At 70.8% G+C, this 24,241-nt stretch carries 18 protein-coding genes; 12 read left to right on the forward strand and 6 right to left on the reverse strand.

From position 1 onward, the window contains the following. The first annotated feature begins 361 nt into the window (after nucleotides 1-361). Both GF068_RS14340 and GF068_RS14345 read left to right on the forward strand, forming a co-directional pair. Entirely contained in the window at nucleotides 362-3,262 is a 2,901-nt protein-coding gene (locus GF068_RS14340; RefSeq protein ID WP_170319484.1) for a DUF2169 domain-containing protein, read from the forward strand. 146 nt (nucleotides 3,263-3,408) lie between these two features. Next, nucleotides 3,409-4,647 carry a hypothetical protein gene (locus GF068_RS14345; RefSeq protein WP_153819969.1) on the forward strand — a complete coding sequence of 413 codons (1,239 nt, stop codon included), beginning with the start codon at nucleotides 3,409-3,411 and terminating at the stop codon, nucleotides 4,645-4,647. Nucleotides 4,648-4,696: 49 nt separating this feature from the next. Here the strand turns inward: GF068_RS14345 and GF068_RS14350 are convergent, their stop codons facing one another. After that, the gene (locus GF068_RS14350; RefSeq protein WP_153819970.1) at nucleotides 4,697-5,404 is read right to left on the reverse strand and encodes a hypothetical protein; all 708 of its coding nucleotides are present in this window, start codon (nucleotides 5,402-5,404) and stop codon (nucleotides 4,697-4,699) included. Nucleotides 5,405-5,603: 199 nt separating this feature from the next. Here GF068_RS14350 and GF068_RS14355 point away from each other — a divergent pair, with 199 nt between their 5' ends. Further along, nucleotides 5,604-6,533, forward strand: coding sequence for a DNA/RNA non-specific endonuclease (locus tag GF068_RS14355; RefSeq protein WP_338046386.1), 930 nt, complete (start codon nucleotides 5,604-5,606; stop codon nucleotides 6,531-6,533). Here the strand turns inward: GF068_RS14355 and GF068_RS14360 are convergent. Next, nucleotides 6,530-6,913, reverse strand: coding sequence for a nuclease A inhibitor family protein (locus tag GF068_RS14360; RefSeq protein ID WP_153819971.1), 384 nt, complete (start codon nucleotides 6,911-6,913; stop codon nucleotides 6,530-6,532). The two genes, GF068_RS14355 and GF068_RS14360, sit on opposite strands and share 4 nt — an antisense overlap. A gap of 94 nt (nucleotides 6,914-7,007) precedes the next feature. Here GF068_RS14360 and GF068_RS14365 point away from each other — a divergent pair, with 94 nt between their 5' ends. Genes GF068_RS14365 through GF068_RS14380 form a run of 4 tightly spaced genes read left to right on the forward strand, consistent with a single transcriptional unit; the run spans nucleotide 7,008 to nucleotide 12,153 of the window. Continuing rightward, entirely contained in the window at nucleotides 7,008-8,870 is a 1,863-nt protein-coding gene (locus GF068_RS14365; RefSeq protein WP_153819972.1) for a YVTN family beta-propeller repeat protein, read from the forward strand. Then, complete coding sequence (locus GF068_RS44235; RefSeq protein WP_206079474.1) at nucleotides 8,867-9,715, forward strand: hypothetical protein; 849 nt, start codon at nucleotides 8,867-8,869, stop codon at nucleotides 9,713-9,715. Before GF068_RS14365 ends, GF068_RS44235 begins: the two co-directional genes overlap by 4 nt. 57 nt (nucleotides 9,716-9,772) lie before the next feature. Continuing rightward, nucleotides 9,773-10,657, forward strand: coding sequence for a TolB-like translocation protein (locus GF068_RS14375; protein WP_153819973.1), 885 nt, complete (start codon nucleotides 9,773-9,775; stop codon nucleotides 10,655-10,657). Next, complete coding sequence (locus tag GF068_RS14380) at nucleotides 10,654-12,153, forward strand: tetratricopeptide repeat protein (protein ID WP_153819974.1); 1,500 nt, start codon at nucleotides 10,654-10,656, stop codon at nucleotides 12,151-12,153. The genes GF068_RS14375 and GF068_RS14380 overlap by 4 nt, the downstream gene beginning before the upstream one ends. 15 nt (nucleotides 12,154-12,168) lie before the next feature. Here the strand turns inward: GF068_RS14380 and GF068_RS14385 are convergent, their stop codons facing one another. Next, nucleotides 12,169-13,500: a cytochrome-c peroxidase gene (locus GF068_RS14385; RefSeq protein WP_153819975.1), complete on the reverse strand. Its 1,332-nt coding sequence runs from the start codon at nucleotides 13,498-13,500 to the stop codon at nucleotides 12,169-12,171. A 3-nt stretch (nucleotides 13,501-13,503) separates the two neighbouring features. Further along, complete coding sequence (locus tag GF068_RS14390) at nucleotides 13,504-15,330, reverse strand: ABC transporter ATP-binding protein (RefSeq protein ID WP_153819976.1); 1,827 nt, start codon at nucleotides 15,328-15,330, stop codon at nucleotides 13,504-13,506. Nucleotides 15,331-15,545: 215 nt separating this feature from the next. On the opposite strand from GF068_RS14390, the gene GF068_RS44240 reads away from it, so the two are divergent. From GF068_RS44240 to GF068_RS14405, 3 genes are all read left to right on the forward strand, one after another. Further along, nucleotides 15,546-17,225 carry a hypothetical protein gene (locus GF068_RS44240; RefSeq protein ID WP_206079475.1) on the forward strand — a complete coding sequence of 560 codons (1,680 nt, stop codon included), beginning with the start codon at nucleotides 15,546-15,548 and terminating at the stop codon, nucleotides 17,223-17,225. 14 nt (nucleotides 17,226-17,239) lie between these two features. After that, nucleotides 17,240-18,598 (forward strand): choice-of-anchor L domain-containing protein, encoded by a 1,359-nt coding sequence (locus GF068_RS14400; protein WP_153819977.1) that lies wholly within the window; start codon nucleotides 17,240-17,242, stop codon nucleotides 18,596-18,598. Nucleotides 18,599-18,676: 78 nt separating this feature from the next. Then, nucleotides 18,677-19,789 carry a serine/threonine-protein kinase gene (locus tag GF068_RS14405; protein WP_170319485.1) on the forward strand — a complete coding sequence of 371 codons (1,113 nt, stop codon included), beginning with the start codon at nucleotides 18,677-18,679 and terminating at the stop codon, nucleotides 19,787-19,789. A 1-nt stretch (nucleotide 19,790) separates the two neighbouring features. Here the strand turns inward: GF068_RS14405 and GF068_RS14410 are convergent, their stop codons facing one another. Then, nucleotides 19,791-20,972: a hypothetical protein gene (locus GF068_RS14410; RefSeq protein ID WP_153819979.1), complete on the reverse strand. Its 1,182-nt coding sequence runs from the start codon at nucleotides 20,970-20,972 to the stop codon at nucleotides 19,791-19,793. 44 nt (nucleotides 20,973-21,016) lie between these two features. Continuing rightward, complete coding sequence (locus GF068_RS14415; RefSeq protein ID WP_240806921.1) at nucleotides 21,017-21,292, reverse strand: hypothetical protein; 276 nt, start codon at nucleotides 21,290-21,292, stop codon at nucleotides 21,017-21,019. A gap of 206 nt (nucleotides 21,293-21,498) precedes the next feature. On the opposite strand from GF068_RS14415, the gene GF068_RS14420 reads away from it, so the two are divergent. Next, complete coding sequence (locus GF068_RS14420; protein ID WP_153819980.1) at nucleotides 21,499-23,175, forward strand: hypothetical protein; 1,677 nt, start codon at nucleotides 21,499-21,501, stop codon at nucleotides 23,173-23,175. Nucleotides 23,176-23,252: 77 nt separating this feature from the next. Then, nucleotides 23,253-24,224, forward strand: coding sequence for a formylglycine-generating enzyme family protein (locus GF068_RS14425; protein ID WP_153819981.1), 972 nt, complete (start codon nucleotides 23,253-23,255; stop codon nucleotides 24,222-24,224). The last annotated feature ends 17 nt before the right edge of the window (nucleotides 24,225-24,241 follow it).

The following is a 24,241-nucleotide window of genomic DNA, read 5'->3' on the forward strand; positions in this document are numbered from 1 at the left end:
TCGGCGTGTCGGGTGGAGCCGGGCACGACTTGAGAGAACCCGGATCGAGAGGCGACTCGCACGCACCCGTCATCCCTGCCCCGACGAATCCCAACAACAGCACGCCGAGCATGACCGAGCCGCGTCTCGTCATTGCTTGCATGAAAGTCAGAATCGCGGACGAATCGGCTCGTCGGCAACGCAAAATGAGCCAAAGGCTCGCGACGCGCCCGGGAACCGAGCGTCCCAGGACGGTGACCGGGGCGGCGGGGAGGGGAGGGGGTGAGGTGCACGCGAGCCGGACAAGCCTCTTGCCTTGCGCTCCCTCGGGGGGCTACCGTCGTTCCCACGCGGCGAGAGCCCCTTTACAGGAACGCGGGTAGTGCCCTCCACGTCACCTTTCCCGATCCCCGTTTCTGCCCTCAAGCCCGTCGCTTGTGGCTCGGCGCTGTGGCGCAGCGGCGGCGTCCTGCGCGTCACGGTTTTCGTCAAGATCACCTTCACGCTCACCCACGAGCGCACGGCCTGGCCGACGACGACGGCCCTCGACCTCGTCCGCGAGGAGCGCACGCGCGACAAGAGCCCCGCTTCGAGCCTGCTCGAGGCCGTCGAGACCGCGCCGTACCTGCCCTCGGCGGGCGTGATCCTCTCGGGCCACGCCTGCGCGCCCGGCGGCCGGCCCGTCCCCGCGCTCTCGGCGCGCCTCGCGATCTTCCGCGACCGCGGCCTGCTCGACAAAACCCTGCACGTCTTCGGCGATCGCCCCGCGAACGCGCCCCAGTCGCCCCGCCCCTTCGATCGGATGCCGCTCATCTACGAGCGCGCCGCGCAGACCGAGGACAACCCGGTCGGCGTGGCCCCGGGCGCGCCCTCGCTGCCGAACCTCGTGGATGCCCACGGCCCCACGCGGACGGCGGGCTTCGGGCCCTACGGGCGGTACTGGCCCCATCGCAGGCGCCTGCTCGGCAACGTCGATCGCAAGCGGCTCGACGGCGTCGTCGCCGAGATCCCCGACAGCTTCGACTTCCGCTGGTTCAACCCGGCGCCGCCCGACCAGCAGATCGAGTTCCTCCGCGGCGACGAGTGGATCGTGCTCGACGGCATGCACCCGAGCCTGCCGCGTGTGCAGTCGCGGCTGCCGCAGGTGCGGGCGAAGGCGTGTACGTACCTCGTCGGGCCAGGCGGGCCGACGCCGGGGCGCGAGCTCGATCTCATCGCGGATCTGCTGGTGATCGACGCCGATCGCCTGCTCGCGTCGCTCGTCTTCCGGGGCAATTTCGCGCTCGATCGGCTGGAGACCGTGCCGCACCTGCGCGCCTTCGCCGACGTGGAGCTGCCGGGCAACCCGATCCGCTGGCCGGACGCGGCCGAGGTGATGCGCGCCCCGGCGCCCGCGCCCGTCATGCCCGCGGCCGCGAAGAAGTTGCCCCAGACGACGGCGCTGCCGGCGGCCGAGGCCTTCTCGACGATGCCGCTGCGGGACGAGAAGTCGTCCGCGAAGGCGGTGCTGCCGTTCCAGCCGCGGCCCCCGGGCGCGCCGACGGTGCTGCCGCCGAACACGCCGCCGCCGCCGCCGCGCCCGCGTGTCGATCTGGACGACGATCCGCTGATGCAGACGCGCGCCATCGACCCGGACGAGCCGCCGTCGCGCCCGGCGATCCCGTTCCTGAACGCGCCGTCGGGCGCCGCCGCGCAGGCCCGCGCCGCGCTCGGCGCGCCGCCGCCGCCCCCGCCCCCGCCGAGGCCGCTGCGCCTCGAGGACGATGATGGCGCGACACGCGCGATCGACCTCGCGGAGCTCGAAGCGAAACGGGCGGCGGCGACGCCGTTCGAGCGGGATCGAGGGCCGGGGAGCGTGAGGCCGCCGCCGCCTCCGGTCGTGCAAACGCCTCCCGCGATGGTGCACGCGCCTCCTCCCGTCGTCCCTACGGCTCCTGTAACGGTGCAGGCGACGCCTCCCGCCGTCCCAGCGCCGCCGCTGCGGGTGCAAGCGCCGCCGGCCGCCGTACCTGCGCCATCGCTGCCGGTGCAGCCAACGCAGGCCGCGGTACCTGCGCCATCGCTGCCGGTACAGCCAACGCCTCCCGCCGTCCCTGCGCCTCCTGCGATGGTGCAGCCGCCGCCTCCCGTCGTCCCTGACCGGCGCGCCATGGAGCAGGAGCCGTTGGCCCCGATTTCGGCCCGGGGAGCCGCTCCCGCGCCCGCCGTCGAGGAGACCGGCATCCGCGCCACCATCGTCGCCCGCCTCCGCGCCGGCGAGCGCAACCCGCTGCACGGCCTCTCCGTCACCGGCGCCGACCTCTCGAAGCTCGATCTCGCGGGCGCGAACCTCTCCGGCCACGACCTCGGCGGCGCGAACTTCACCGGCGCGAACCTCGAAGGCGCCCGCCTCTCCGACGCCCGTCTCGTCGACGCCGACCTCGACGGCGCGAACCTCAAGGGCGCCGACCTCAAGGGCGCCGACCTCTCCCGCGCGAGCCTCGCGAACACCCGCCTCGACGGCGCCACCGTCGAGGGGGCGAACTTCTCGTCCGCCCGCGGCGGCGGCGCCTGCTTCGACGGCTGCCGCGGACGCGCGCCCATCTTCGCCCGCGGCACCTGGGACGGCGCGAGCTTCCGCGCCCTCGACGCGCTCGCCGCCGACTTCTCCGGCGCCTCGCTCGCCGGCGCCGTCTTCGAAAAGGCCGTGCTGCCCGAGGTCAAGCTCGTCGACGCCCACGGCAAAGGCGCGAGCTTCTCGGGCGCGCGCCTCGATCAGGCCCACGCCGAGGGCGTGTCCCTCACGGAGTCGAACTTCCAGGAGATCGACGCCAAGGGCTCGACCTGGGAGAACGCGACGCTCGCCGGCTCCTCGTTCGAGGCCGCCCGCCTCGACAACGCCGTCCTGACGCGCGCCACCTGCGAGGGCGCCAGGTTCAAGCGGGCTTTCCTCAAAGGCGCGAACCTCGGCCGCGTCCAGGCCGACCGCGCCTGCTTCGACGGCGCGACCCTCGACGGCGCCGACCTCCGCCAGGCCCGCATGCACGAGGCCCGGTTCGAGGGCGCGAGCCTGCAGAGCGTGATCGGGGGCCGCGTCGATCTTTCGCGTGGGCACTTCGTCTCGGCCGACCTGACGAACGGCAACTTCCGCGCCGCCCTGCTCGCCGGCTCGAACCTCGCGAAGGCCAAGCTCGACGGCGCCGACCTGCGCGACGCGGACCTCAAGCGCTGCACGTTGAGCGGCGCCTCGCGGAGCGGGACCAAGCTGATGGGCGCCAACATCCGCGACGCCGTGGACGATTAGGCCTCACCCCCCAACCCCCTCTCCACTCCGTGGAGAGGGGGACGAAGAGGGCCTCTGGCTCCCCTCTCCACGGAGTGGAGAGGGGGTGGGGGTGAGGCTACCGAGGATTCGCCCACGGAGCGCAAATCCAGGTAGAGTGCTCCGCCATGACGGGAGGCCGTGGTGAAGCCCTGAGCGCGAGCGCGTGCCGCGACGAGGCCACGCTGCGCTCCTTCATCGAGACGCGGATCAGCCCGAACGCATGGCCGATCCAGTCGCCCGCGCTCCGCCGCCGTATCCTCGAGGAGGGCATCGACCTCGAGGCCGCGCGGCGCTTCCGCATGGACCTCGACGCCATGGAGCGCCTGATCCGCGCCATGGAGAGCCGCGCCTGTCGCGTCGAGCGCCTCCTCGGGATCCACAACGCGTTTCACACGACCCTGCACAACGACGAGGTGCTCCTGCGCCTCCTCCTGCTCGAGTGGCCCGAGGCCGCGGCCGTGCCCGAGGAGGTGAAGGCCGCGGCGATGCGCGTCTATCCGAACCTCGACGCGATCGCGGCCGTGCTCTGCGACGCGCTCGGGCGGATGCTCGAGGGCGGCGTGCCCGCGTCGGTGCTCGCGCGGGACCTGCTCGCGGCGCTCGGCCACGACTACGGCCACTCCGGCGGCACCGATCGCCTCGGCCCGGACGGCGCGCCCGCGCCGCTGACGCACGAGGAGACGGCGGAGAAGTACGTGGCGCCGATCGGGCTCGACTTCGGCATGCCGACGGCGCTCGTGCTGGAGAGCATGGCCGGCATCCGCGCGACGACGTTCCACGCGCGTCCGGGCCGCCCGCGGATCCAGGCGGCGACCGAGTTCGAGCGTCGGCTGACGGTGGCCGACGTGATGGGCTGCATCCTGCCGCCGCCGCTCTGGCTCACGCACGTGGGGGCGCCGGTGCTCGTGGAGAAGCTGCCCATCTGGCGGCGGCGCCTCGTGCAGATCCCGGGCGAGCTCGGGGCGATCGAGGCGCGCCTCGCGGTCCTCGCGGACGACGATCCGGCCCGGGAGGGGATCCTCGCCGAGCGCGAGGCGCTGATGCTGGAGGACTCCCGCATCGTCAAGCACGTCGAGGAGTGGTTCCGCAGCGAGCGTGGCTTCTTCGTGTTCATCGAGTCGAGCCGCCTCGGCGTCGTGCCACGCGCGCGGGAGCTCTGGGGCGGCGTCTTGCGCACGAAGATCGAGCTGATGGAGCACGTGCTCGCCCGGAAGGAGTTACTCGCGCCGCTCGCCGCGCAGGGGTTCCCCTTGCTCGGTCACTGCGCGGAGGAGCTCGCGAACGCGCCGACGCTGGAGAGCGTGATCGAGCGGGGGACGCTGGATCGGCGGCTGTGCGAGGTTCTCGGGATGTTTTTGCTGTAGCCTCCCGCCTCACCCCCCGGCCCCCTCTCCGCGCGGCGGAGAGGGGGAGTCAGAGGACGGTGATTTTCCAGGGGGAGGAGGCCGATGGGCCCGGCTCGTAGCCGAGCGCGAAGGTGCGGAGCTTGTACGCGTCGTAGCGGGTCTTCTCCTCGGCGAGGGCCGTCGTCACGATGCCCGCGCTCGGCGGCTGGCCGAGGGCGTGATCGATGGCGGCCACGCGGTCGCCGGTCGTGACGAGGTCGTCGACGTACACGACGGCCTCGTTCGGCATCGGGCGGCCGATGATCACGAGGTTCTGCGCGAGATCGTGCGCGGGGTCCTCTTCGTAGCTGAAGCGCGGGCGCATCGCGTCCTTGTGCACCACGCAGGGACGGACCTTGCCGAAGCCGAGGCGCTCGAGCTCGAGCGCGAGGTCGCGGCTCGGCCATCGATCGGTCGCGCGGTTGCCGCGGACCACGTTCGCCGCGGGGATCGGCACGAGCGCGATGTTTGGCTTCGTGATGGCGAGGGCCGTGCGGACGTCGCGCTCGTGGACGGCCACGATGTCGGCGACGTAGGCGTAGGCGGCGCTGGGCGTCTCCAGGCGCATCATGCTGCGGCCCGGGTGGAGGGGGTGCTGGATGGAGCTCGGGATGGGCTCCTTGCGCTGGTTCGTCACGAGGTAGACGAGCCCGCGCATCGGGTTCGCGTTCAGCCCGGCCAGGGGAGTCCCCAGCTTGTAGTACGAGCCGACGGCGTACCCGGGGATCCGCCTCAAGTCGCCGTCCCTCGGTTCATGTTCACGCGCGACCTTAGCGCGCTCCGTCGCACCTCTGCTACCCCCATGGCGCTCCCGGGCGCAGCCGAAGTGCCTCCGCGCTCGACGGCGAGGACGCGCTCGGAGAGCATGATATAGCGTTCCCAACGAAACGAGGCGCGATCCCGTGAGCCGGACTGCATCCAGAAAGCGTCGCAAGGTGGGGACTTGGGGCGCGCTCTTCGTGGCGCTCGTGGGCGGGCTGGGGGCGCTCTTGCATGCGTGCCGGGCCGACCGATGGCTCGACGAGCTCGCCACGCAGGGGTCCGCGGGGCAGGGCCGTCCGCGGCCGACGGCGACGGCGACGGCGCCCGCGCCTCGCCCGAAGGGCCGGCCGGCGCGCGGGGCGGGCGCGACGGCCGGGGGCGAGAGTGTCCATCTCGCGCTCGGGGTGCCGGCGGACGACGATGCCTCGGACGATCACCTGATGCGCAAGCCGCAGTACGCGCTCTCGTACAACACCAAAGAGAACGTGGCGAACTGGGTGAGCTGGCAGATCGAGGCGGGCTGGTTCGGCGACGTGCAACGGCACAAGGGCAAGTTCCTCACGGACCCGGAGCTGCCCGCGGGGTTCTACCGGGTCACGCACGACGACTACACGAACTCGGGCTTCGACCGGGGCCACATGGTGCGGTCGGAGGAGCGGACGCGTTCGGTCGAGGACAACCGCGCGACCTTCCTGATGACGAACATCCTGCCGCAGTACCACGACCTCAACGCAGGCCCGTGGTTGCGGCTCGAGGAGCGCTGCGAGGAGCTCGGCCGCCGGCAAGGCAAGCAGCTCTTCGTGATGGCGGGCGGGGTGCTCGGGCGCGGCGAGAAGCGCATGCGGTCGATCGGCAAGGGCGTCGTGGTGCCGAGCACGTACTTCAAGATCGTGGTGGTGCTCGAGCCGGGCGAGGGCCCCGAGGACGTGACGGCGTCGACGGAGGTGATGGCGGTCCTGATGCCGAACAAGGAGGGCATCCAGGGCGAGGGCTGGGAGAAGTACCGCACGACCGTGGACGAGATCGAGCGGCGCACCGGCTACGACTTCCTCACGGACGTGGACGAGGACGTGCAGGCGCAGATCGAGGCGAGGAAGGACTAGGTCTCGACGAGCTTCGTCGTCACGCCGAGCCAGACGCCCGACGGGTGCCGGCCGAGGACGAACGCCTCGATGTCGACCTTGCCCACGCGGTAGACGCGCAGGTCCGAGAGCTCGCGCTCGAGCAGGTCGACGAGCGCCCGGAACCGGCCGGCCGTGTCGTCGTCGCCCTCGACGACGCCTTCGAAGAACGAGGCCACCGTCGTCTGCTCGACGGGCGTGTCGAGCGGCAGGCCCCGCGCGTGGACCAACACCTCCGGCGACGGCTCCTCGGGGCCGAAGCGGTAGGCCTCGATCGGGAAGTCCGACTCGCTCGGGAACAGAAGGCCGGCCGCGGCCTCCTCGATCGACTGCATCAGCGGCTCGAGTTTCTGACCCAGCATCCGGCGCATTCGAGGCACGCAGGCTCGACGCGTCAAGGAGAGCGAAGTTCGAGCCCGCAAATCTTTCGGCAGACACGCGCGTCTACGAGGCACCATGCGCCCGCCCCGCCGCACCCTGGCCGCCTTCGGCCTGCTCTCCGCCCTCGTCTGCGCCGCGCCCTCCGCCGACGCCGCGACCGCGCGTAGCTCCGCCGTCGCCCTCGATCGAGCGTCCCTCGTCGCGTACGTCGCCGACGCCGACAACGAGGCGCTCCACCGCGTCGATCTCGTGAGCGGCTCGGTCGCGACGACGCCGCTCGGCTGCGCGCCCGCCGAGGTCCTCGTGCTCGCCGAGGATCGTGTCGCCGTGAGCCTGCGGGGCTGCAACGAGGTGCGTGTCCTCGACCTCGACGCGGCCGGAGAAGGGATCGTCGCCGCGAGCGCGACCGTCGCGGCCGAGCCCTGGAGCCTCGCGCCAGGGCCACGCGGCGCGTTGCTCGTCACGTCCGCCTACGGCCGCGCGCTCACCGCGCTCGACGCCGAGTCCCTCGCCGTGCGCTTCACCTTGCCGCTCCCGCGCGAGCCTCGTGGCCTCACCGTCACGCCCGATGGCCGCCGCGTGTTCGTCACGCACGCCGCCGGAGACGCCCTCTCCGTCGTGGACCTCGACGGCGGCGAAGGCGGCGAAGCGCCCGTCGTCCGCGCCGTGCGCGCGCTCGGCGGCAGCTACAGGAACCGCGTCGACGCCATGGTCGGAGCGAACACCCAGCACCCGACCTCGTCGCTCGCGTACACGGCCGTGCTCAACGAGGCCGGCACGCGCCTGTTCGTCCCGCACCTCGTCGTGCAGAACGGCGAGGGCACGACGCGTGTCATCGCAGGCGGTTACGGCGGCGTCGCCATCGAGGAGGACACGTCGGTCCCGACCGTGGCGGTCCTCGACGTCGCGCACGAACGTACACTCGGCGCGGACAGCGGCGCGGCGGCGAAGAACTTCGTCAACATCGCGGCGAACGCGTTCGTGGCGAGCGCGGTCGCGCCCGCGGGCTCTCCTGCGCGGCAAGCGCGCGGCGCGGCGGTGCTCGGCGACGCGCTCTTCGTCGTCTCGCACGGCACGGGCGAGCTCGTGGAGCTCGACGCGCGCTCGCTCGATCCCGCGCTCGCCCCGCGGCGCGTCTTCTCCGTCGGCGAGGGCCCTTCCGGCGTCGACGTCGATCCCCGCACGGCCATCGCGGTCGTGTGGAACCAGCGCTCGCACGACCTCTCCGTCGTGAGCCTCGTCTCGGGCGACGTGGACACGCTGCCCGTCGCGACCGACCCGCTGCGCGCCGATCTCGCGCGTGGGTACCGCCTCTTCCACGCGGAGAACGATCGCCGCGTCTCGCGTGATGGTCGCGCCTGCGCGAGTTGTCACCCGGAGGGGCGCGAGGACGGGCTCGTGTGGCGGCTCGGGGAGGGGCCGCGGCAAACCATGGCGCTCGCGGGCCGCGTGGAGCGCGGGCCGTACGGCTGGCACGGCGTACACGCGCGGCTCGAGGACAACATCGCGGAGACGCTCACGCGCCTCGGCGGATCGGGCTTGCCGGCCGAGGACCTCGCCGCGCTCGCGAACTACCTGCGCGAGGGCCTGTTCGTGCCGCGCCGCCCGGAGGAGGGCCCCGGCGAGGAGGCGCTCGTCACGCGCGGGCGCGACCTCTACACCTCGGAGAAGCTCGGCTGCAACGGCTGCCACGCGCTCGAGCAGGGCACGAGTGATCGCGTGGCGCACGACGTCGGCTCGCGCGCGAAGGACGAGTCCCGCGCGTCGTTCCGCACGCCGCCGCTCGCCATGCTCGAGGCCTCCGCGCCTTACTTCCACGACGGCCGTTACCCGACGCTCGAGGCCCTGCTCGACGACAACCTCGATCGCATGGGCCAGACGAGCCACCTGACGACCGAAGACCGCGCCGCCCTGCTCGCCTTCCTGAGGACCCTGTGAAGACGTACTTCCTGCCCCTGCTCGCCGCGTTCCTCCTGTCCGGCTCCGCGCAGACCTCGTCCGAGGCCGTCGCCGCGCCCGCGCCCGAGGTTGCTGCCGCTGCCGAACCCGCTGCCGCCGCCGCGCCCGCTGCCGCCGCCGCGCCCGCGCCCGCCGCCGCGCCCGCGCCGCCCGAGCTTCCCGCGGAGATGCGCGTGATCCTCGGCAAACGTGTCGGGCAGAAGTTCACCGTCACCGTGGTTCGTCCGCGCCACGTCGTCACGATGGTGCAAGGGGACAAACGTGTGCTCGGCTCGAACGAGGTCTCCCTCGCCGTCGACCCAGCGCAGGCGATCACCTGGGAGACGACCGATCGAACGACGCTCGAGACGCTCCGCGGCGAGGCCTTCGTCGACCTCCGGGAAGACGGGCGCCTCGACGCGGCCTCGCTCCGGCCGACCACGCTCCTCGCGCCCGTCGCGGAGGAGGCCGAGGGGCGACACGTCTGCAAGGCGTTCGAGGCGATGGACGCGGGCTTCTCGGTCGTCTGCCGCGTCGCGTCCTCGTCCGCCTCGGCCGCGCGTACCTTCGGCGAGAGCCCGCAGGGCGGCATCCTGAACGTCGCGGCCGGCGAGTACACGTTCTTCCGCATGGAGCTCGATCCCGGCGCGGACGGCGTCGACGCCACGGTCCTCGGTTACTCCGCCGGCGCGCGTGGCCACGTCGTTCGCGCCGAGGCGAGCAAGCTCGCCGGCGAGGCGCGCCCCTCGCTCGCCTTGCTCTCCGCGTCGCGGGTGCAGCCCGTCCCCCTCCCGCGCATCCGCCCGCATCACCACCGCTTTCCGCTCATCGATCCCTTCTTCTGATCCCCCACGGGCGAGCCTCGTTGACGCGGCCCGCGTGCTTCCCGCAAGCTCTCCTCGATGCGCCACGCTCTGCTCCTCGCGCCTCTCTTCGCCGCCGCGTGTAGCGCCGCGCCCGCGTCCTCGGGCCCCACGAACGTCGCCGATCCCGGCTCCGTGCTCGTCGTCCTCGACGCCCCGCCCGCCGCCACGACGCCCGTCGAGGTCGCGGTCCCGCTCTCCGCCGCGCGCGTGGACCTCGAGTGGGCCATCTTCGGCGACACGCCCACCGTCGCGTGGGCGCCCGACGGTGTCCGCCTCGCGATCGCCAACCAGTTGAACTACCTCAACGTGCCCGCGCCGCCCGGCGAGGCCGGCATCGACGTCGTGGACGTGGAGACGGGCAAACGCACGCGTGTCCACGAGGGCCCTGGTTACCACCCGGCGTGGATCTCCAACAGCCAGATGGCCTTCGGCTGCTCGACCTACGAGTGCGACGACGCGGGGCAGGGGGTGTACCTGCTCGACCTCGCGAAGAAACGCGCGCGGCTCGCGCTTTCGCATGGCGTTTACCACACGCGCGCGAGCAAGGACGGCGGCGTGATCTTCTTCTCCGGCTTCCCCAACTACGAGGGCTGGATGAGCTGGAATCTGCGCAGCGCGATGCCCGAACGTATCGCCGGCCCGAAGGACTCGTGGCAGGCGCCCGCGGCGCAGCTCGCCGATCAGTGCCCGTCGAAGGTCGGCGACCTTCGCGTCGAGCAACGTGGTGAGCAGGTGATCGTGGTGAACACCTCGACCGGCGATCGCCGCGCCCTCACCGCCGGGCATCCCTGGCTGCTCGGCTGGCCCGAGAGCCGCGGCGCCATCCAGCCGTGTTTGTCACCGGATGGGAGGTTCGTCGTGTACTTCTCGTGGCGCGGCGGCGCGGGCATCGTCGGCGTTCGCTCGATCGACGCTCCTTGAGCCGAGCTTCTGCAAGACGAGCGGCCGCGTTCGTCCTCCTCGTCCTCCTGCCGCTCGCGACCTCGCCCTTCACGGTCGACCTCCGGCCGCAGAAGACGCTCGTCTTCGCGCTCGCGCTCCCTCTCTGCGCGTGGGGCGCGCCTTCCCTCGTGGCGACGCTCGCGCTCGCGCTTGGCCTCCTCGCGCTCCTGGTTTGGCCCGCCGCGCCCTGGGAGATCCTCGCCGTCGCCGCGGCTCCGGCCGTGTTCCGCGTGCTCTCGGGCCTGCTCGTCGAGGATCGCGCCTTCGTCCTTCGCCTCGCGCGCCGCGCCGTCCTCGCCGCGAGCGCCCTCGCCCTCGCGGGCGCGGTGGGCCTCGTGCCGTTCGAGACCTCTGCCTTCCGCCTCCCGTACCCGGTCCTCGTCGGCACGTTCGGCAATCCGAACCATCTCGCCGCCTTCCTCTTGCTGCTGCTCCCGCTCTGCGCCGCCGATCGCGCCTCGGCCGAGCGCCGCGCCGATCGTGTCGAGGCGACGGTCGCGCTGATCCTCGGCGCAGCGACGATCCTCCTCTGCCGCTCGCACCTCGCCGCCCTCGCGCTCGCCGCCGCGCTGCTCGTGCTCGTCCCACGCGCCGCGATCGCCGCGCCTCTCGCGGGCCTCGCGCTCGTCCCGATCGCGCTCGCCTCCGAGGCGTTCGTCCGCGCCTTCGAGGGCCGGCTCTACCTGCTCGTCGTGCACGCGCGTGGCCTGTCCCTGAAGACCTCGCTCCTCGGCGTCGGCCCTGACGCGATCACCACGCGTTTCCTCGACTGGCAAGCCGAGCACCTCGCGCTGCACCCCGAGACCGCGCGCTTCTGGACGTTCCCCGAGCACCCGCACGACGACGTCGCCGCGCTGCTGCTCGCGTTTGGCCTCGTCCCCGCGGCGCTCGCGCTCGTCCTCGCGCGAAAGAGCCTGCGCCTCGCGCCCGCCTTGCCTCGCGCCGAGCTACGCGCCGCGTGGATCACCTTCGCCTTGCTCGCGCTCGGGGCCGGCCTCTCGGCTTCGCCCGCGACCTGGATCGGCGCGCTCCTCGTGATCGCTTGCACCTTCCGCCCGCGGATCGCGCCGCCGGCCTCGTGGAACCTCGCCCGCGCAGGCCTCGCGTGTGCGCTCGCCTGGGCGCTCGTGGCCTTCGCCTGGGCCCTCTCGGGCTACCATCACCGCGAGGCGTTTCGCGTGGCGGAGGCCTCGTCCGCGCTCCAGCACACGCGCGCCGCGCTCGCTTTGCCGTTCGATCGAGCCCGCCTGCTCCACCTCGAAGGCCGCATCCTGCTCGAGCTGGGCCGGCCTCGCGAGGCCGCGGACAAACTCCGCGAGGCCACGCGCCACCTGCCGCACCCGATCGTGTGGAAGGCCCTCGCCGTTTCCGAGCGCGCCGCGGGCAGGCCGGAGGAGGCCCTCGCCGCGGCGCGCGCGTGGATCCACTACCGCCCGGGTGATCCCGAGGCGAAGGTGTTCCTCGAAGGTCGATGAGCGCGTGGGAGGGTCTTACTTCGTGGAACCGAACGACGTGTCGACGAGCAGCGCCTCGGGGATCGGATCACCCGTCAGCGTCTCCATGAACGCGACGAGGTCGTCGATCTCCTCGGGCGACAGGTTGAGCGGCACCATCAGCGGATCCTTCGTGCCCGCATAATCCGCGTCGCCCCCGCCCGCGTTGTAGAACTCGACCACCTCGCGCAGCGTCGCGAGGTGCCCCGTGTGCATGAACGGCCCCGTCTTCGCCACCGAGCGCAGGCCCTTCGTGCGGAACGCGCCCGTGAGCTTCTCGTCCTTCGTGACGCCCTTGCTGCGATCGATGTTCGGGTCGTCGTTGTAGATGCCCTTCGTGCTGAAGTCCCAGCCGAGGTAGACGTCGAGCGCGCCGAACCGGCCCGGATCGCCGCCCATCGAGGGAGGCAGCACGTGCTCGCCGATCTGCGGCACGCCCGTCACGTGGAAGGTGTTGTCGCTGAACGTCGGGCCCGCGTGGCACTCGACGCACGCCGCCTTGCCCACGAAGAGCCCGAGCCCGCGCTTGGCGCTCTCGCTGATCGCCGTCGTGTCTCCCGCCACGTACCGATCGAACGGCGCGTTGCCGCTCTGCAGCAGCCTGAGGTACGCCGCGAGCGCCTTGCCGAAGTTCGCGTAGCCGCGGTTGATCACGGCGCGATCCGCCTCGGGCATGCCGTTCCACACTTCGGGCGCCACCGTCGGCGACGCGATCGCCGGGAAACGCATGTCGTCCGTGAGCGCCGGATCGAGGTCCGGATCAAAGAGCTCGTCGTACGCCGCGCGGTAGTCCGCGTCGTTGTAGAGGAACTTCACGATCCCCGAGCGATCCGTGCCCATGACGAACTCGGCCGGGATGAGGCACTTGCCCCAGAGGTTGTCGTTGAAGCCGACCCACCCGAACCAGTCCGTGTACGTCGCCACGTTCACCAGCGTGGGCGCGTTGCGGAAGAACCAGTCGATCGCGATCGACGTGTTCGCCGGGCTCGAGCGCGTGTCGACGAACCAGTCGGTCTTGATATGGCAGCTCTCGCAGGAGACCTTGCCCGCCTCGCCCACCTGTCCGAGATCGTTCGCCACCTTGATCGGCCCGGAGTAGCCCTTCTCGTAGAAGAGGCGTTGCCCGAGCGCGGCCGCCTTCGGGTCGTCGGCGAACGCGTTCGTCGTGTCCGCCTCGAGCGGCGGGAGCGGCGAGAGCTCCTGGATCGCCGCCCATTCCTCCGGCGTGAAACGACCGTCGACGAGCTCCGCGGCCTCGTCACCGCAGCCCGCCGCCGCGACGCACGCCGCCCCCACCACGCACAACCAGAGCGATCTTCGTGTCTGCATGGCCTAACGATACCCCTCCGCCTGCAGCGCGAACATCCGCGCGTAACGCCCGTCCTTCGCGACGAGCTCGGCGTGTGTGCCCTCCTCGATCACGCGGCCCCCGTCGATCACGAGGATCCGGTCGGCCATGCGCACTGTCGGGAACCGGTGCGAGACGACGAACGTCGTCCGGCCCTCGGCGAGCTTGCGGAACCGCTCGAAGACCGCGTGCTCCGCCTCCGCGTCGAGCGCCGCCGTGGGCTCGTCGAGCACCAGGACGTCGGCCTCCTCCCGCATGAACGCCCGCGAGAGCGCCACCTTCTGCCACTGGCCGCCGCTGAGCTCCGTCCCGTCCTTGAACCAGCGGCCGAGCTGCGTATCGAGCCCGCTCGGCAGCGCCGTGAGCACCTCGTCCGCGCCGCCACGCGTGAGCGCCCTCGACAGGCGATCCGCATCGTCCATGTGCGGCGTGCTCCCGAAGCCCACGTTCTCCCGCGCCGTGAGCTGATAGCGGTTGTAGTCCTGGAACACGACGCCGATGCGCCTCCGCAGCTCGTCGAGATCCCAGTCCACGAGGTCCTTGCCGTCGAGCAGGATGCGCCCCTCGGTCGGCGCGTAGAGCCTCGTGAGCAGCTTGATCAGCGTCGTCTTGCCCGCCCCGTTGTGCCCCACGAGCGCCACGCTCTGCCCGCGCGGCACGAACAGATCGAGCCGCTCGAGCGCGAGCTTGTCCTGGCCCGGATAACGGAAGCTCACGCCCTCGAAGCGGATGCCCCGCTCCCGCCCTTCGTCCTCCCCCGCCGCGGCCGCGAGCGCGGGCTTTTGCGGGCTCACCCCGTCGTTCGTCGGGATCGCGAGGTACGAGAACAGGTTCGACATGTACAGGTTGTGCTCGTACATGCCGCCGAGCGACGACAGGATCGACTGGAACGCCTGCTGCCCTTGCCGGAACGAGACGCCGTAGAGCACGAGGTCGCCGAGCGTGAGCTCCCCGCTCGCCGCGCCGAGGGCCATCGACGCGTAGCAGGCGTAAAACGCGCCCGTGCCGAGCAAGGACAGGGCCCAGCCGAGGCTCGCGCGTTTCACCGCGAGCGACCTGTCCTCGCGGTAGAACTTCTCGCCGAGCGCGCGGAATCGATCGAGCAGGAGCGGCCCGATCCCGAAGAGCTTGACCTCCTTGGCGTGGGCGTCGTTCGCGAGGACGTATTCCAGGTAGTTGAGCTTCCGCGCCTCGGGCGAGCGCCAGTTGCGGATCCGGAACGCGAGGTTGCCGAGCTTCACCTCCGCGATCGCCCCCGGCAGCGACGCGAGCGCCAGCGCCAGCACCGCGTACGGGCTCCAGCGGAAGAGCAGCGCCCCGTAGCCGGCCAGCGTCACCAGGCTCTGCACGATCCCGAAGGTCTCGGTCACCATCGCGAGTGGCCTCGACGACGCCTCGCGTCGCGCCCGCGTGAGCTGATCGTAGACGGCCGGCTCCTCGAAGTGCCGCAGCTCCAGCGTGAGCGCCTTCTCCAGGATCGCCCCGTTGATGTCGAGCCCGAGCCGCGCCCCGATGAGCGAACGCAAGAGCCCCATCCCGCGCTGCACGAGCGCGAGCGACGCGACGAGCGCGAGCTCCACGAGCACCCAGCGCAGCGTCGCCTCGCGCGAACGAGCGGCCACCGCGTCCACGATGGCCTTGCCCGCGTACGCCACCCCGAGCGGCAGCACCGCGGCGGCGAGCGTGAGCCCGAAGAGCGCGATCGTCGCGAGCTTGGCCGACCGGAACAGGAGCAGGAGCGTCCGCGGCGTGTGCTCGAAGCTGCCGCGCAGGCGGTCGAGCAGGGTCGGCTTGGGGGGCGGCTCGGCCATTGCGGCCCCATTGTTGCGCGCTCCCCGTGAAACCGCCCGTGGCGTTCCTGCGGCGCCGCCCCGATGGTAGGGCCGCGTGAACGTCGTCCTTCATGAGACGCGGCGCACATTCCTGCTGTTGACGTCCGGTTCGGGCCATGGTCATGCTGAGGCCCAGCGCTGGATCGTTCGCTCGAGCCTGCGCCCTTGCTTGTTCCTTTCGACGCCGAGGCGGGATGATGGGTGGACGGTGGCACTGGTTGGGGGTCGCCCTCGTGGCGGGGGTGTGCACGACGACGGCGTGCGCGACGGCCGTGATCGACGAGTCCTCGGGCGGCACCGAGAGCGGCGGCGAGGGCGGCGCGGCTGGTGAGGCCGGCGCGGGCGGCGTCCTGAGCTCGAGCGGCGGCGCGGGTGGCGTCGGCGGCGAGGCTGGGATGGGCGGCGAGGGCGGCGAGGGCGGGATGGGCGGAGCGAGCGCGTCGAGCTCGTCGGCCTCGTCGAGCGCGTCGAGCTCGTCGAGCTCGGGCGGCGGCGGCAATCCGAACTGCGGCAATGGCGTGCTCGATCCGGGCGAGCAATGCGACGGCGTGGATTTCGGCGGCAAGACCTGCGCGAGCATCGGCCTCGGATCGGGCAACCTCCTGTGCAATGGGTTCTGCGGCATCGTCGCGAGCGGCTGCGTGCCCAAGGAGCTCTGCGGCGATTTCAAGGACAACGATCAGGACGGCCTGACCGACTGCGCCGACGACGTCTGCTTCATGGAGGCGGCGTGCCTCGACTCGTGTCACGCGCCGAAAGCGCTCTCCGTCCCGGGCTGGTTCAGCGGCGACACCTCGGGCCGGCCCGACACCCTGGCGGCCTCCTGCTCGCCCGTGACCGGCCGCGAGGCCATCTTCGAGGTCGTGATCCCGCAGGACGGCATGTTGACGGCCACCGTGAGTAGCTGGTCCGGCGTCGATTTCAGCGTCTCGCTCCGCGCGACCTGCGGCGATCCCGAGAGCGAGATCGCCTGCAACAACGAAGGCGACCCGTTCGGCGGCAAGGGCGACAAGGTCTCGCTCGAGGTCGTCCAGGGCCAGAAGCTCTACGTCATCGTCGACGGCGCGGCGGGCGGCTCGGGGTATTTCGACCTCAATGTCGACATGCCCCAGCCCGAGAGCTTCTGCTTTGATTTCTGGGACGACGATCAGGACGGCTACGTCGATTGCGACGACCCGACGATGTGCCAGGGGACGTTCGCGTGCCAGCCCGGCCCGACGCCGCTCGGCGGGCCATGCTTCTCGAACTACGACTGCCAGGCGAACGCGAACGATCCCGTCTGCCTCCAGTCGTACCAGGGCTTCCCCGAGGGGCTCTGCAGCGAGTGGTGCGACCTCGCCGCGCAGGACTGCCCCGGCGACGGGTATTGCGTGGATCTCGGCTTCGGCAGCGTGCACGGCGTCTGCCTCGACGGCTGCGTCGCCGACGCCGATTGCCGCCTCGGTTATGCCTGCGTCGACGAGGGCCACCCGACGAAGGTCTGCCGGCAGGGGCCCGAGGCGAACTGCGACAATTACGCGGACGACGACGACGACCAGCTCACCGACTGCGAGGACCCGAGCTGCCAGGGCACGCCGGCCTGCCAGCCCGGCTCGAAGGCTGCCGGCCAGCCCTGCGCCACCTCGAACGAGTGTTACGCCGGGCAAAACGACCCGCTCTGCCTCGCGCAAGATTGGTACGGTTATCCGGGCGGCTACTGCTCGGAGTACTGCAACTTCCAGGATGATTGCGGCCCGGGCTCGATCTGCGTGAGCTGGTTCTTCTTCCCGAGCGGCGCCGGCACCTGCATGCGCACCTGCCAGTCCGACGCCCAGTGCCGCCCCGGGTATTCCTGTTACGACAATGGCTTCAGCGAGAAGTTCTGCATCTGGTGACGGAGGATCTCGACATGCGTGATCGAATTCGTCTTCTCGACGCGGCCCCTCGGCGCGCCAGGATCGCGGCGCTCTCCCTCGTGCTCCTCGCGCCCCTCGTGCCCGCCGCGTGCGCGGCGACCGGGGGCAAGACGGACTTCGAAAGCGTCGGCGGCGGGAGCCCCGGCTCCACGGGCCCGGGCGGGATGGGCGGCGCGGGCCAGGGCGGCACGGGCATGGGGGGCGACGATCTCGGCTTCGACGCCGGCAACCAGGGCGGAGCGGGCGGCGAGGGCGGCGGCATCATCAACTGCGACCCGAAGGGCCAGGACGACGACGTCGACGGCGACAGCTTCACGGAGGCCGAGGGCGACTGCAACGATTGCGACAAGAACCGCAACCCGAACGCCGTCGAGGTCCCCACCGAGCCCGGCAAGGAGGCGTTCGACGAGAACTGCGACGGCACCATCGACGAGCCCGTGCTCGCCGCCTGCGACGACGCGCTCGTGATCGACAGCATGGAGCCCATCGACGGCGCCCGCGCCGCCGATCTCTGCAAGATCTCCGCGGGCATCGGCGACTGGGGCGTGGTCTCGGCGAAATGGACCATGGCCGACGGCTCGCCGCCGCCTACGGGCAACGAGGTGAACTTCCACCTCGGCCACGGCCTGCTCACCGGGTTTGGCCCGAACATCCCGACCCGCATGGGCGCCCGCATGCTCGCGCTCTCCAGCGGCACCGCCCGGCAGCCCACGGATCCCGGTTATCAATCGGTCGGAGGTTTCACGAAGGGCTACCAGGGCGTCCACCCGCAAGGCTTCCCCAAGGAGTCGCCCGCGTGCCCCGGCACGACCACCGGCACCCCGAACGACCCCACCGGGCTCGAGATCGTCGTCCGCACGCCCTCGAACGCGTACGGCTTCTCGTTCGACTTCAACTTCTACACCTACGAGTGGCCGGGCTTCATCTGCAGCCAGTACAACGATTTCTTCGTCGCGCTGCTCACGCCCTTCCCGCCCGGGCAGACCGACGGGAACGTCTCCTTCGATAGCCAGGGCAACCCCGTCAGCGTCAACAACTCCCTGCTCGAGGTCTGTGGTTGTCCGGAAAACCCGCCCTCGCCCTGCTTCGCTGGCAACAAGTCCTTCAACTGCAGCCTCGGCAACATCGATCTCATCGGGACGGGCTTCGGCTTCGACGCCGAAGGCCAGGACCACGCCGCCACCGGCTGGCTGAAGACCCAGGCCCCCGTCAAGCCCAATGAGGAGGTCACGATCCGGTTCGCCGTCTACGACTCCGGCGACGGCTCCCTCGACTCCACGACCCTCATCGACAACTGGCAGTGGATCGCCAAGCCCGGCACGACCGTCGGGACGGCGCCCATCCCCAAGTAAAACGGACGAACCGGGGGGAGGCGCACGTTGGGCCTCCCACGCGCCGGGCATTCGCGCTACCATCCCAAGCTCATGCCCATGTCTCCGGCTGAGAGCTTCGACCGATACGTCATCGAGGAGCGCCTCGGAGAGGGCGCGGCCGGCGAGGTGTACCGCGCCGTGGACACGCGCCTCCGCCGCAAGGTCGCGCTCAAGGTCCTGCGGCGCGATCCCGAGATGGAGTCCGAAGCCTGGGAGCGCAACGTCGCGCGGATGTTACGCGAGGCGCGCGCCGCTGCGGGCCTCACGCACCCGAACATCGTCGCCGTCTACGACGTCGGCGAGCACGACGGCGTCCCGTTCATCGCGATGGAGCTCGTCGACGGCAAGACGCTGCGATCCTCCATCGGCCGTGATTTGCCGCAAAGCGAGCGCCTCGAGATCCTCCTCCAGGTCGCGTTCGCGCTCGCCGCCGCGCACGCCTCCGGCGTCGTGCATCGCGACGTCAAGCCCGAGAACGTCATGGTCCGCGAGGACGGCGTGGCGAAGGTGCTCGATTTCGGCATCGCGCGGCGGCTGCCCGGCGCCCTCACGAACACGCAGGACAGCGGCGTCTCGCGCCTCTCGCGGCTCACCGGCGACGGCAGCATCGTCGGCACGCCCGCGTACATGTCCCCCGAGCAGCTCCTCGGCCACGAGATCGACGCCCGGGCCGACCAGTTCTCCTGGGGCGTGATGGCCTTCGAATTGATGGCGGGCCGGCTGCCTTTCCGCACGGACGGCGGGGGCCTCGGGCTCGTGACCTCGATCCTGAACGACGAGCCGCGCGAGCTCTCGGACGCGCCGGAGGAGCTCGCCGCGATCGTGCGCCGCGCGCTCTCGAAATCGCCGGACGAGCGGTTCCCCTCGATGGAGGATCTCGCCGAGGCGGTCGCGGGCGTCGTGGCCTCGCAGCTCCCGCCGGCGCCGCCGATGCGCAAGAAGATGCTCTCGTCGGGGATCCGGCTCGTCTACGCGCAGGCCCCGGAGGCCGCCGCGCCCGCGCCCGCGCCTCCGCCGCCGGCCCGGACGAACCCGATCCTGATCGTCGGCGCCGCCGCGCTCGCCGTGGGCCTCTTCATCGGCGGCGTGCTCTTCCTGCTCCAGCGCAGCCAGGACGGCGCGGCCCCCCCCGCCTCGGCGGCCCCCGCCGCGACGAGCGCGCCGCGCTGATTCAGGGTTTTTTCGCCTCGCTGCCCTTGGCCTTCTCGGCCGCCGGCGCCTTGGCCTTGTCGTCCGCCGGCTTGCTCGCCTTGTCGACGAGGTCCTTCGCCCGGCGCTTCACGAAGACGTCCGTATCCTCTTGTTGCAGCTTCTCGAGCAGCTTCTTCGCGTCCGGATCCTTCTCCGCGACGAGCTCGAGGGCCCGGCCGCGCGCCATTCCCACGTTCGCCTTGTTCTCGACGATCGCGCGCGCCACCACGAGGGCCCGCTTCTTCTGCGCGTCCGACGACCCTGCGTGCCGGTGGAGGTAAAACAGCGCCGACGACATCTGCGTCGACTTGACCGTCCCCTCCTTCGCGCGTTTCTCGATCTTGTCGAGGAGCGGATCCCACTCCGCCTTGCACCCGCCGCCTTGCGGGTAGAACGCGGTCAGGTAGGCCGCTTCGCCCGACACGTCGTCGGCCGGATCGTCCACGAACGCGAGCCACATCTTGCACGAGTCGGCGGCGCGGTTCGGCGGCGTCCCCGTCCAGAAGGCGGACATCGCCGCCTTGCGTACGATCGTGTCCTTGTCGTTCGTCGCGATGTCCTTCACGAAGTCGTAGAGCGTCTCGCCGTTCGAGAAGAGCATCCGCGCGAGCAGGCTCGTGCGCATCTGCTGCACCGCGTGCTCCTTGGCCATCTTCTTGATCCGATCACCGAGCCCGGTGTCGGCGTGCTTGATCCCGCCGACGACGCCGCCGAGCTCCTGCGCGACGGTCTTGCTCTTTTCGCCCTCGGCGACCACGACGATACGCTCGGCGAGCGCCTTGTCGGTGCGGAAGGCCTTTCCGCGCTGCGAGAGGATGCGGCTGCCGAGCCAGCGCACGTGCTCGTTCGGGTCCTCGAGGAAATTCACGAGCGTCGCGTCGGCCTTGCCGTCGCGGACGAGCTCGCTCTCCGTGAGGGCCTTCATCTCGGGGCACCTCGAGTCGAAGCCGTAGGCGCCCCAGTTGCAGCCGAGCGCCTTCTTCGCGAGCTCGACCACGGCGGCGTCGTTCCCGGCCGCCTCGATCCCCTTCGCGTCCGGCTTTGCTTCGGGCGTCGCCGCGGATCCGGCGGGCTCCGGCCCTGACGAGCCTTTGCTGCACCCGAGCCCGAGCCCTGCGAGGAGCGTGATCGTGGCGAGAGTGATGGGTCGAACCATGTTCATGACCCCTCCTTACCGCATTTTTGGCGCGTCGGGGGCGAACGTGTTCAGGCCACCTTCTGCGCGACCTGCTTCGGCCGTCGGATCGGGGGCAGCTCCTTCGCGAGCAGCGTCGAGCCGATCGCGAATCCCGCGAGCGACAGCCGCAGCCGGAGCGCGTCCACGAGCCCCTCGTGGTGGAGGGCGGTCACGGTCTTGCGCACGTCGCCGCGCCGCACCTTGATGGCGAGCGAGAGCGCCTCGAGATCCATGGTGCGGCCCTCGACCTGGGCCTCGGCGAGGGCACGGAGGATGTAGGGCGCGATGTCCTTGGGCGTCATCATGATGATCGGACCCTACATCCTGTGCTGAACGTGTGCACAGTTTGTGGACATGATTTTTTGTTCAGCTCTTTTCGGTGGTCCGGATCACGCTCGGTTGTGTCTCCGCCATTTTGCGTGACGCGAGGGGACGGCATTCCGTGATATCCTCGGCGTTCCCTTTTGCGAGCGTCCTTGTTTTGGGGCTCTCGCTCACCGGAGGACTTCTCATGAAATCGAATCGCTTGTGGGGCGCGAGGCTCGTCGCATTCTCGTTCATGGCGCTCACGGGGCTCGTGGCCTGCGGAGGCGGGGAGGGCGGGTCCGGAGGGTCGGGCGCGAGCGGCGGATCCGGGGGCCAGGCGGGCGCGGGTGGAGAAGGCGGGGCCGGCGGCGGGATGGGCGGCGCGGGTGGGATGGGCGGCGCGGGCGGCGGCGGCATGAGCGGCTTCGCCGCGGTCGTCCTGCCTTCGAGCCGCGCCGTGCTCGAGGCCGACAATGGCGGCGCGCTCTCCGCGAGCTGCGGCGTGCAAAAGGACGGGATGGCGTACGGCGGATCGTTCACGTCGAAGGTCACCGTCTCGCCCCAGGACGGCGTCGTCGAGAGCGGGGGCAAGTACACCTTCGCCGAGGCGGGCATCTTCACGGTCGGCTGCGAGGTCGTGGTCGACGGACAAACCGTCACGGCCGAGGCCCGGGTCTCCGTGCTGAACGAGGCCATCGCGCCCCGGCTCGCGAAGGCGGGCGCGGGCCTCGCGGGCGTCCACAATGGCGTACACGCGGTGATCGCGGCGCATGGCGGCTCCGATCAAGCGCTGAAAGACGCGGTCGTCGCGCTCGACGCGAGCCTCGTGGACCTCGACCCGCTCCATTACGCGGATCTGAACGACGTCCTGCGCAAGATCCCCGGCGATTACCCCACGACGGCCGAGCTCACGGCGGCCGGCGTCGCGAAGAGCCCGGACGACGATTCCCTCGCCGCCGACATGGAGATCCTCGGGGCCGCGCTCGCCGATCTCCGGGCCACGATCGCCGCGATCGATCCCGGCGCGCCGAAGGCCGGGGACGAGGCCGCGCTCGTGATGAAGACGGCCGCGGTCGAGGCGGCCGTGGAGAAACTCTCCGCGCTCGAGCCCACGGCGCACGGCGTGATCGAGAATCGTACGAAGTTCGCCGCGCTCGTCCGTGACGAGATCGCGCCCACCGGCCGGAGCGTGGGTCAGCTCGTCAGCGCGCTCGCCAAGGCCGAGGCCGCGCCCGTCTTCATGGCCAAGGCGCCGGAGAGCGCCGAGAAGGGCGGCGGCGCCACGAGCCATTTTGGCTTCTTGAGCCTCACGCTCGGCATGTTCAACCAGAACCTGCTCCACATGCAGATGATCGACAAGATGTACGGCAAGTACATCGAGGCGATCGACAAGAGCATCAACAACCTCATCCTGATCCAGGCGATCGATTACCTCCTGCCGCCGAACCCGGAGGGGCCGGTCATCGAGATGATGTACGCGAGCTCGAGCCTGGGCTTCTCGAAGGTCGGATACGACACCTGGGTCCACGGTCACGGCTTCAACTCGGACCCGAACTTCAACATCTTCATCATCATCGGCGAGGGGTGGCAGACCATCGTCGAGAGCGTCTTCACCGCCTGCGGCGTCGGCGAGGCGAATACGCTGCCCGAGATGGTGGATACGGTGGAGCAATGCATCAACGACGTGACGGAGGCCGCGCAGAACAGCCTGCCGACGAACTCGATGCAGGTGATCGAGCCGGGCCTGCTCGCCGAGCAGGACATTCACATGGGCCCCTTCCCGGAGGCGTGCTCGAGCGCGATTCCCCTGGCGATCGGCGTCATCCCCGTGAACCTCGCCACGGGGCGCGGCCCGGTCTACAAGTCGAACTGCATCAAGTGACGTGAATGCCCGCGGCCAGAGCGCCCGCGCCTCCCGGCGACGCGGCGCTCTGGCGTCGCAGGAAGGAAAGTTGGATCATGAGGTGGGTATGGTTGGGGGTGGGGCCGCTGCTCGTGTTCACGGGATGCGTGCAGATCCTCGGGGGCGACAACGATTACCGTGCAGGTGAGGGAGGCGGAGCGGGCAGCGCGGGTATGGGTGGAAGCGGGGGCGGGAGCGGGAGCGGGAGCGCAAGCGGAAGCGGGGGCGGAGGCGGGACCGGCGGCGGAAGTAGCAGCGCGAGCGGAAGCGGCGGCGCGGGCGGGGGTGGAACGACGTGCCTCACGGGAAGTACGCCGATGGTGCTCGTCCAGGGGCCTCAGGGGCCCTATTGCATCGACGCGACCGAGGTGACGAGCCTGCAGTATTCGTTGTGGCTCGAGACGCTGCCGGTGCCGAACTCGCAGGATCCCGTATGCGGATGGAAAACCACTTACGTGCCGCGTTCGAACGGCGGCAACTGCAACGCGACACATTACGATCCGATCTTGAAGTCCGATTATCCTGTGGTCTGCATCGATTGGTGTGACGCGCGCGCTTTTTGCGAAGGCGTGGGCAAACGCCTGTGCGGGGGCTTCGGGGGGCAAGCGGTCGATTACGATAGCTTCAACGATTACCAGAAGAGCGAGTGGACCTTCGCCTGCTCCGCGGGAGGGCAGCGAACGTTCCCTTACGGGGACACGTTCGAGGCGGCGAGGTGCGTCGACGATCACTTCGATGGCACCCTCAACGCTGGAAATGGCAATTGCGTCGCCGTGGGTACTGCCTCGACGTGCGAGGGCGGCGTCCCAGGGCTCTTCGACATGTCCGGTAATGCGTGGGAGTGGGAGGACGCCTGCAAGACCGATGGGGACGCGGCGGATCCCAGGGACGATCGATGTCGAGATCGGGGGGGCTCGATGTGGGATCTGGAAAACTACCAGTCCTGCACTTCACCGTCGGTGGATCGCAGACGCGACAACTATAACAAACACATCGGCTTTCGTTGCTGCGCCGATCCGATCCCCTGATTCGAAAGGAGCAAGGG

It is taken from the genome of Polyangium spumosum, assembly GCF_009649845.1.
Lineage (GTDB): Bacteria > Myxococcota_A > Polyangia > Polyangiales > Polyangiaceae > Polyangium > Polyangium spumosum.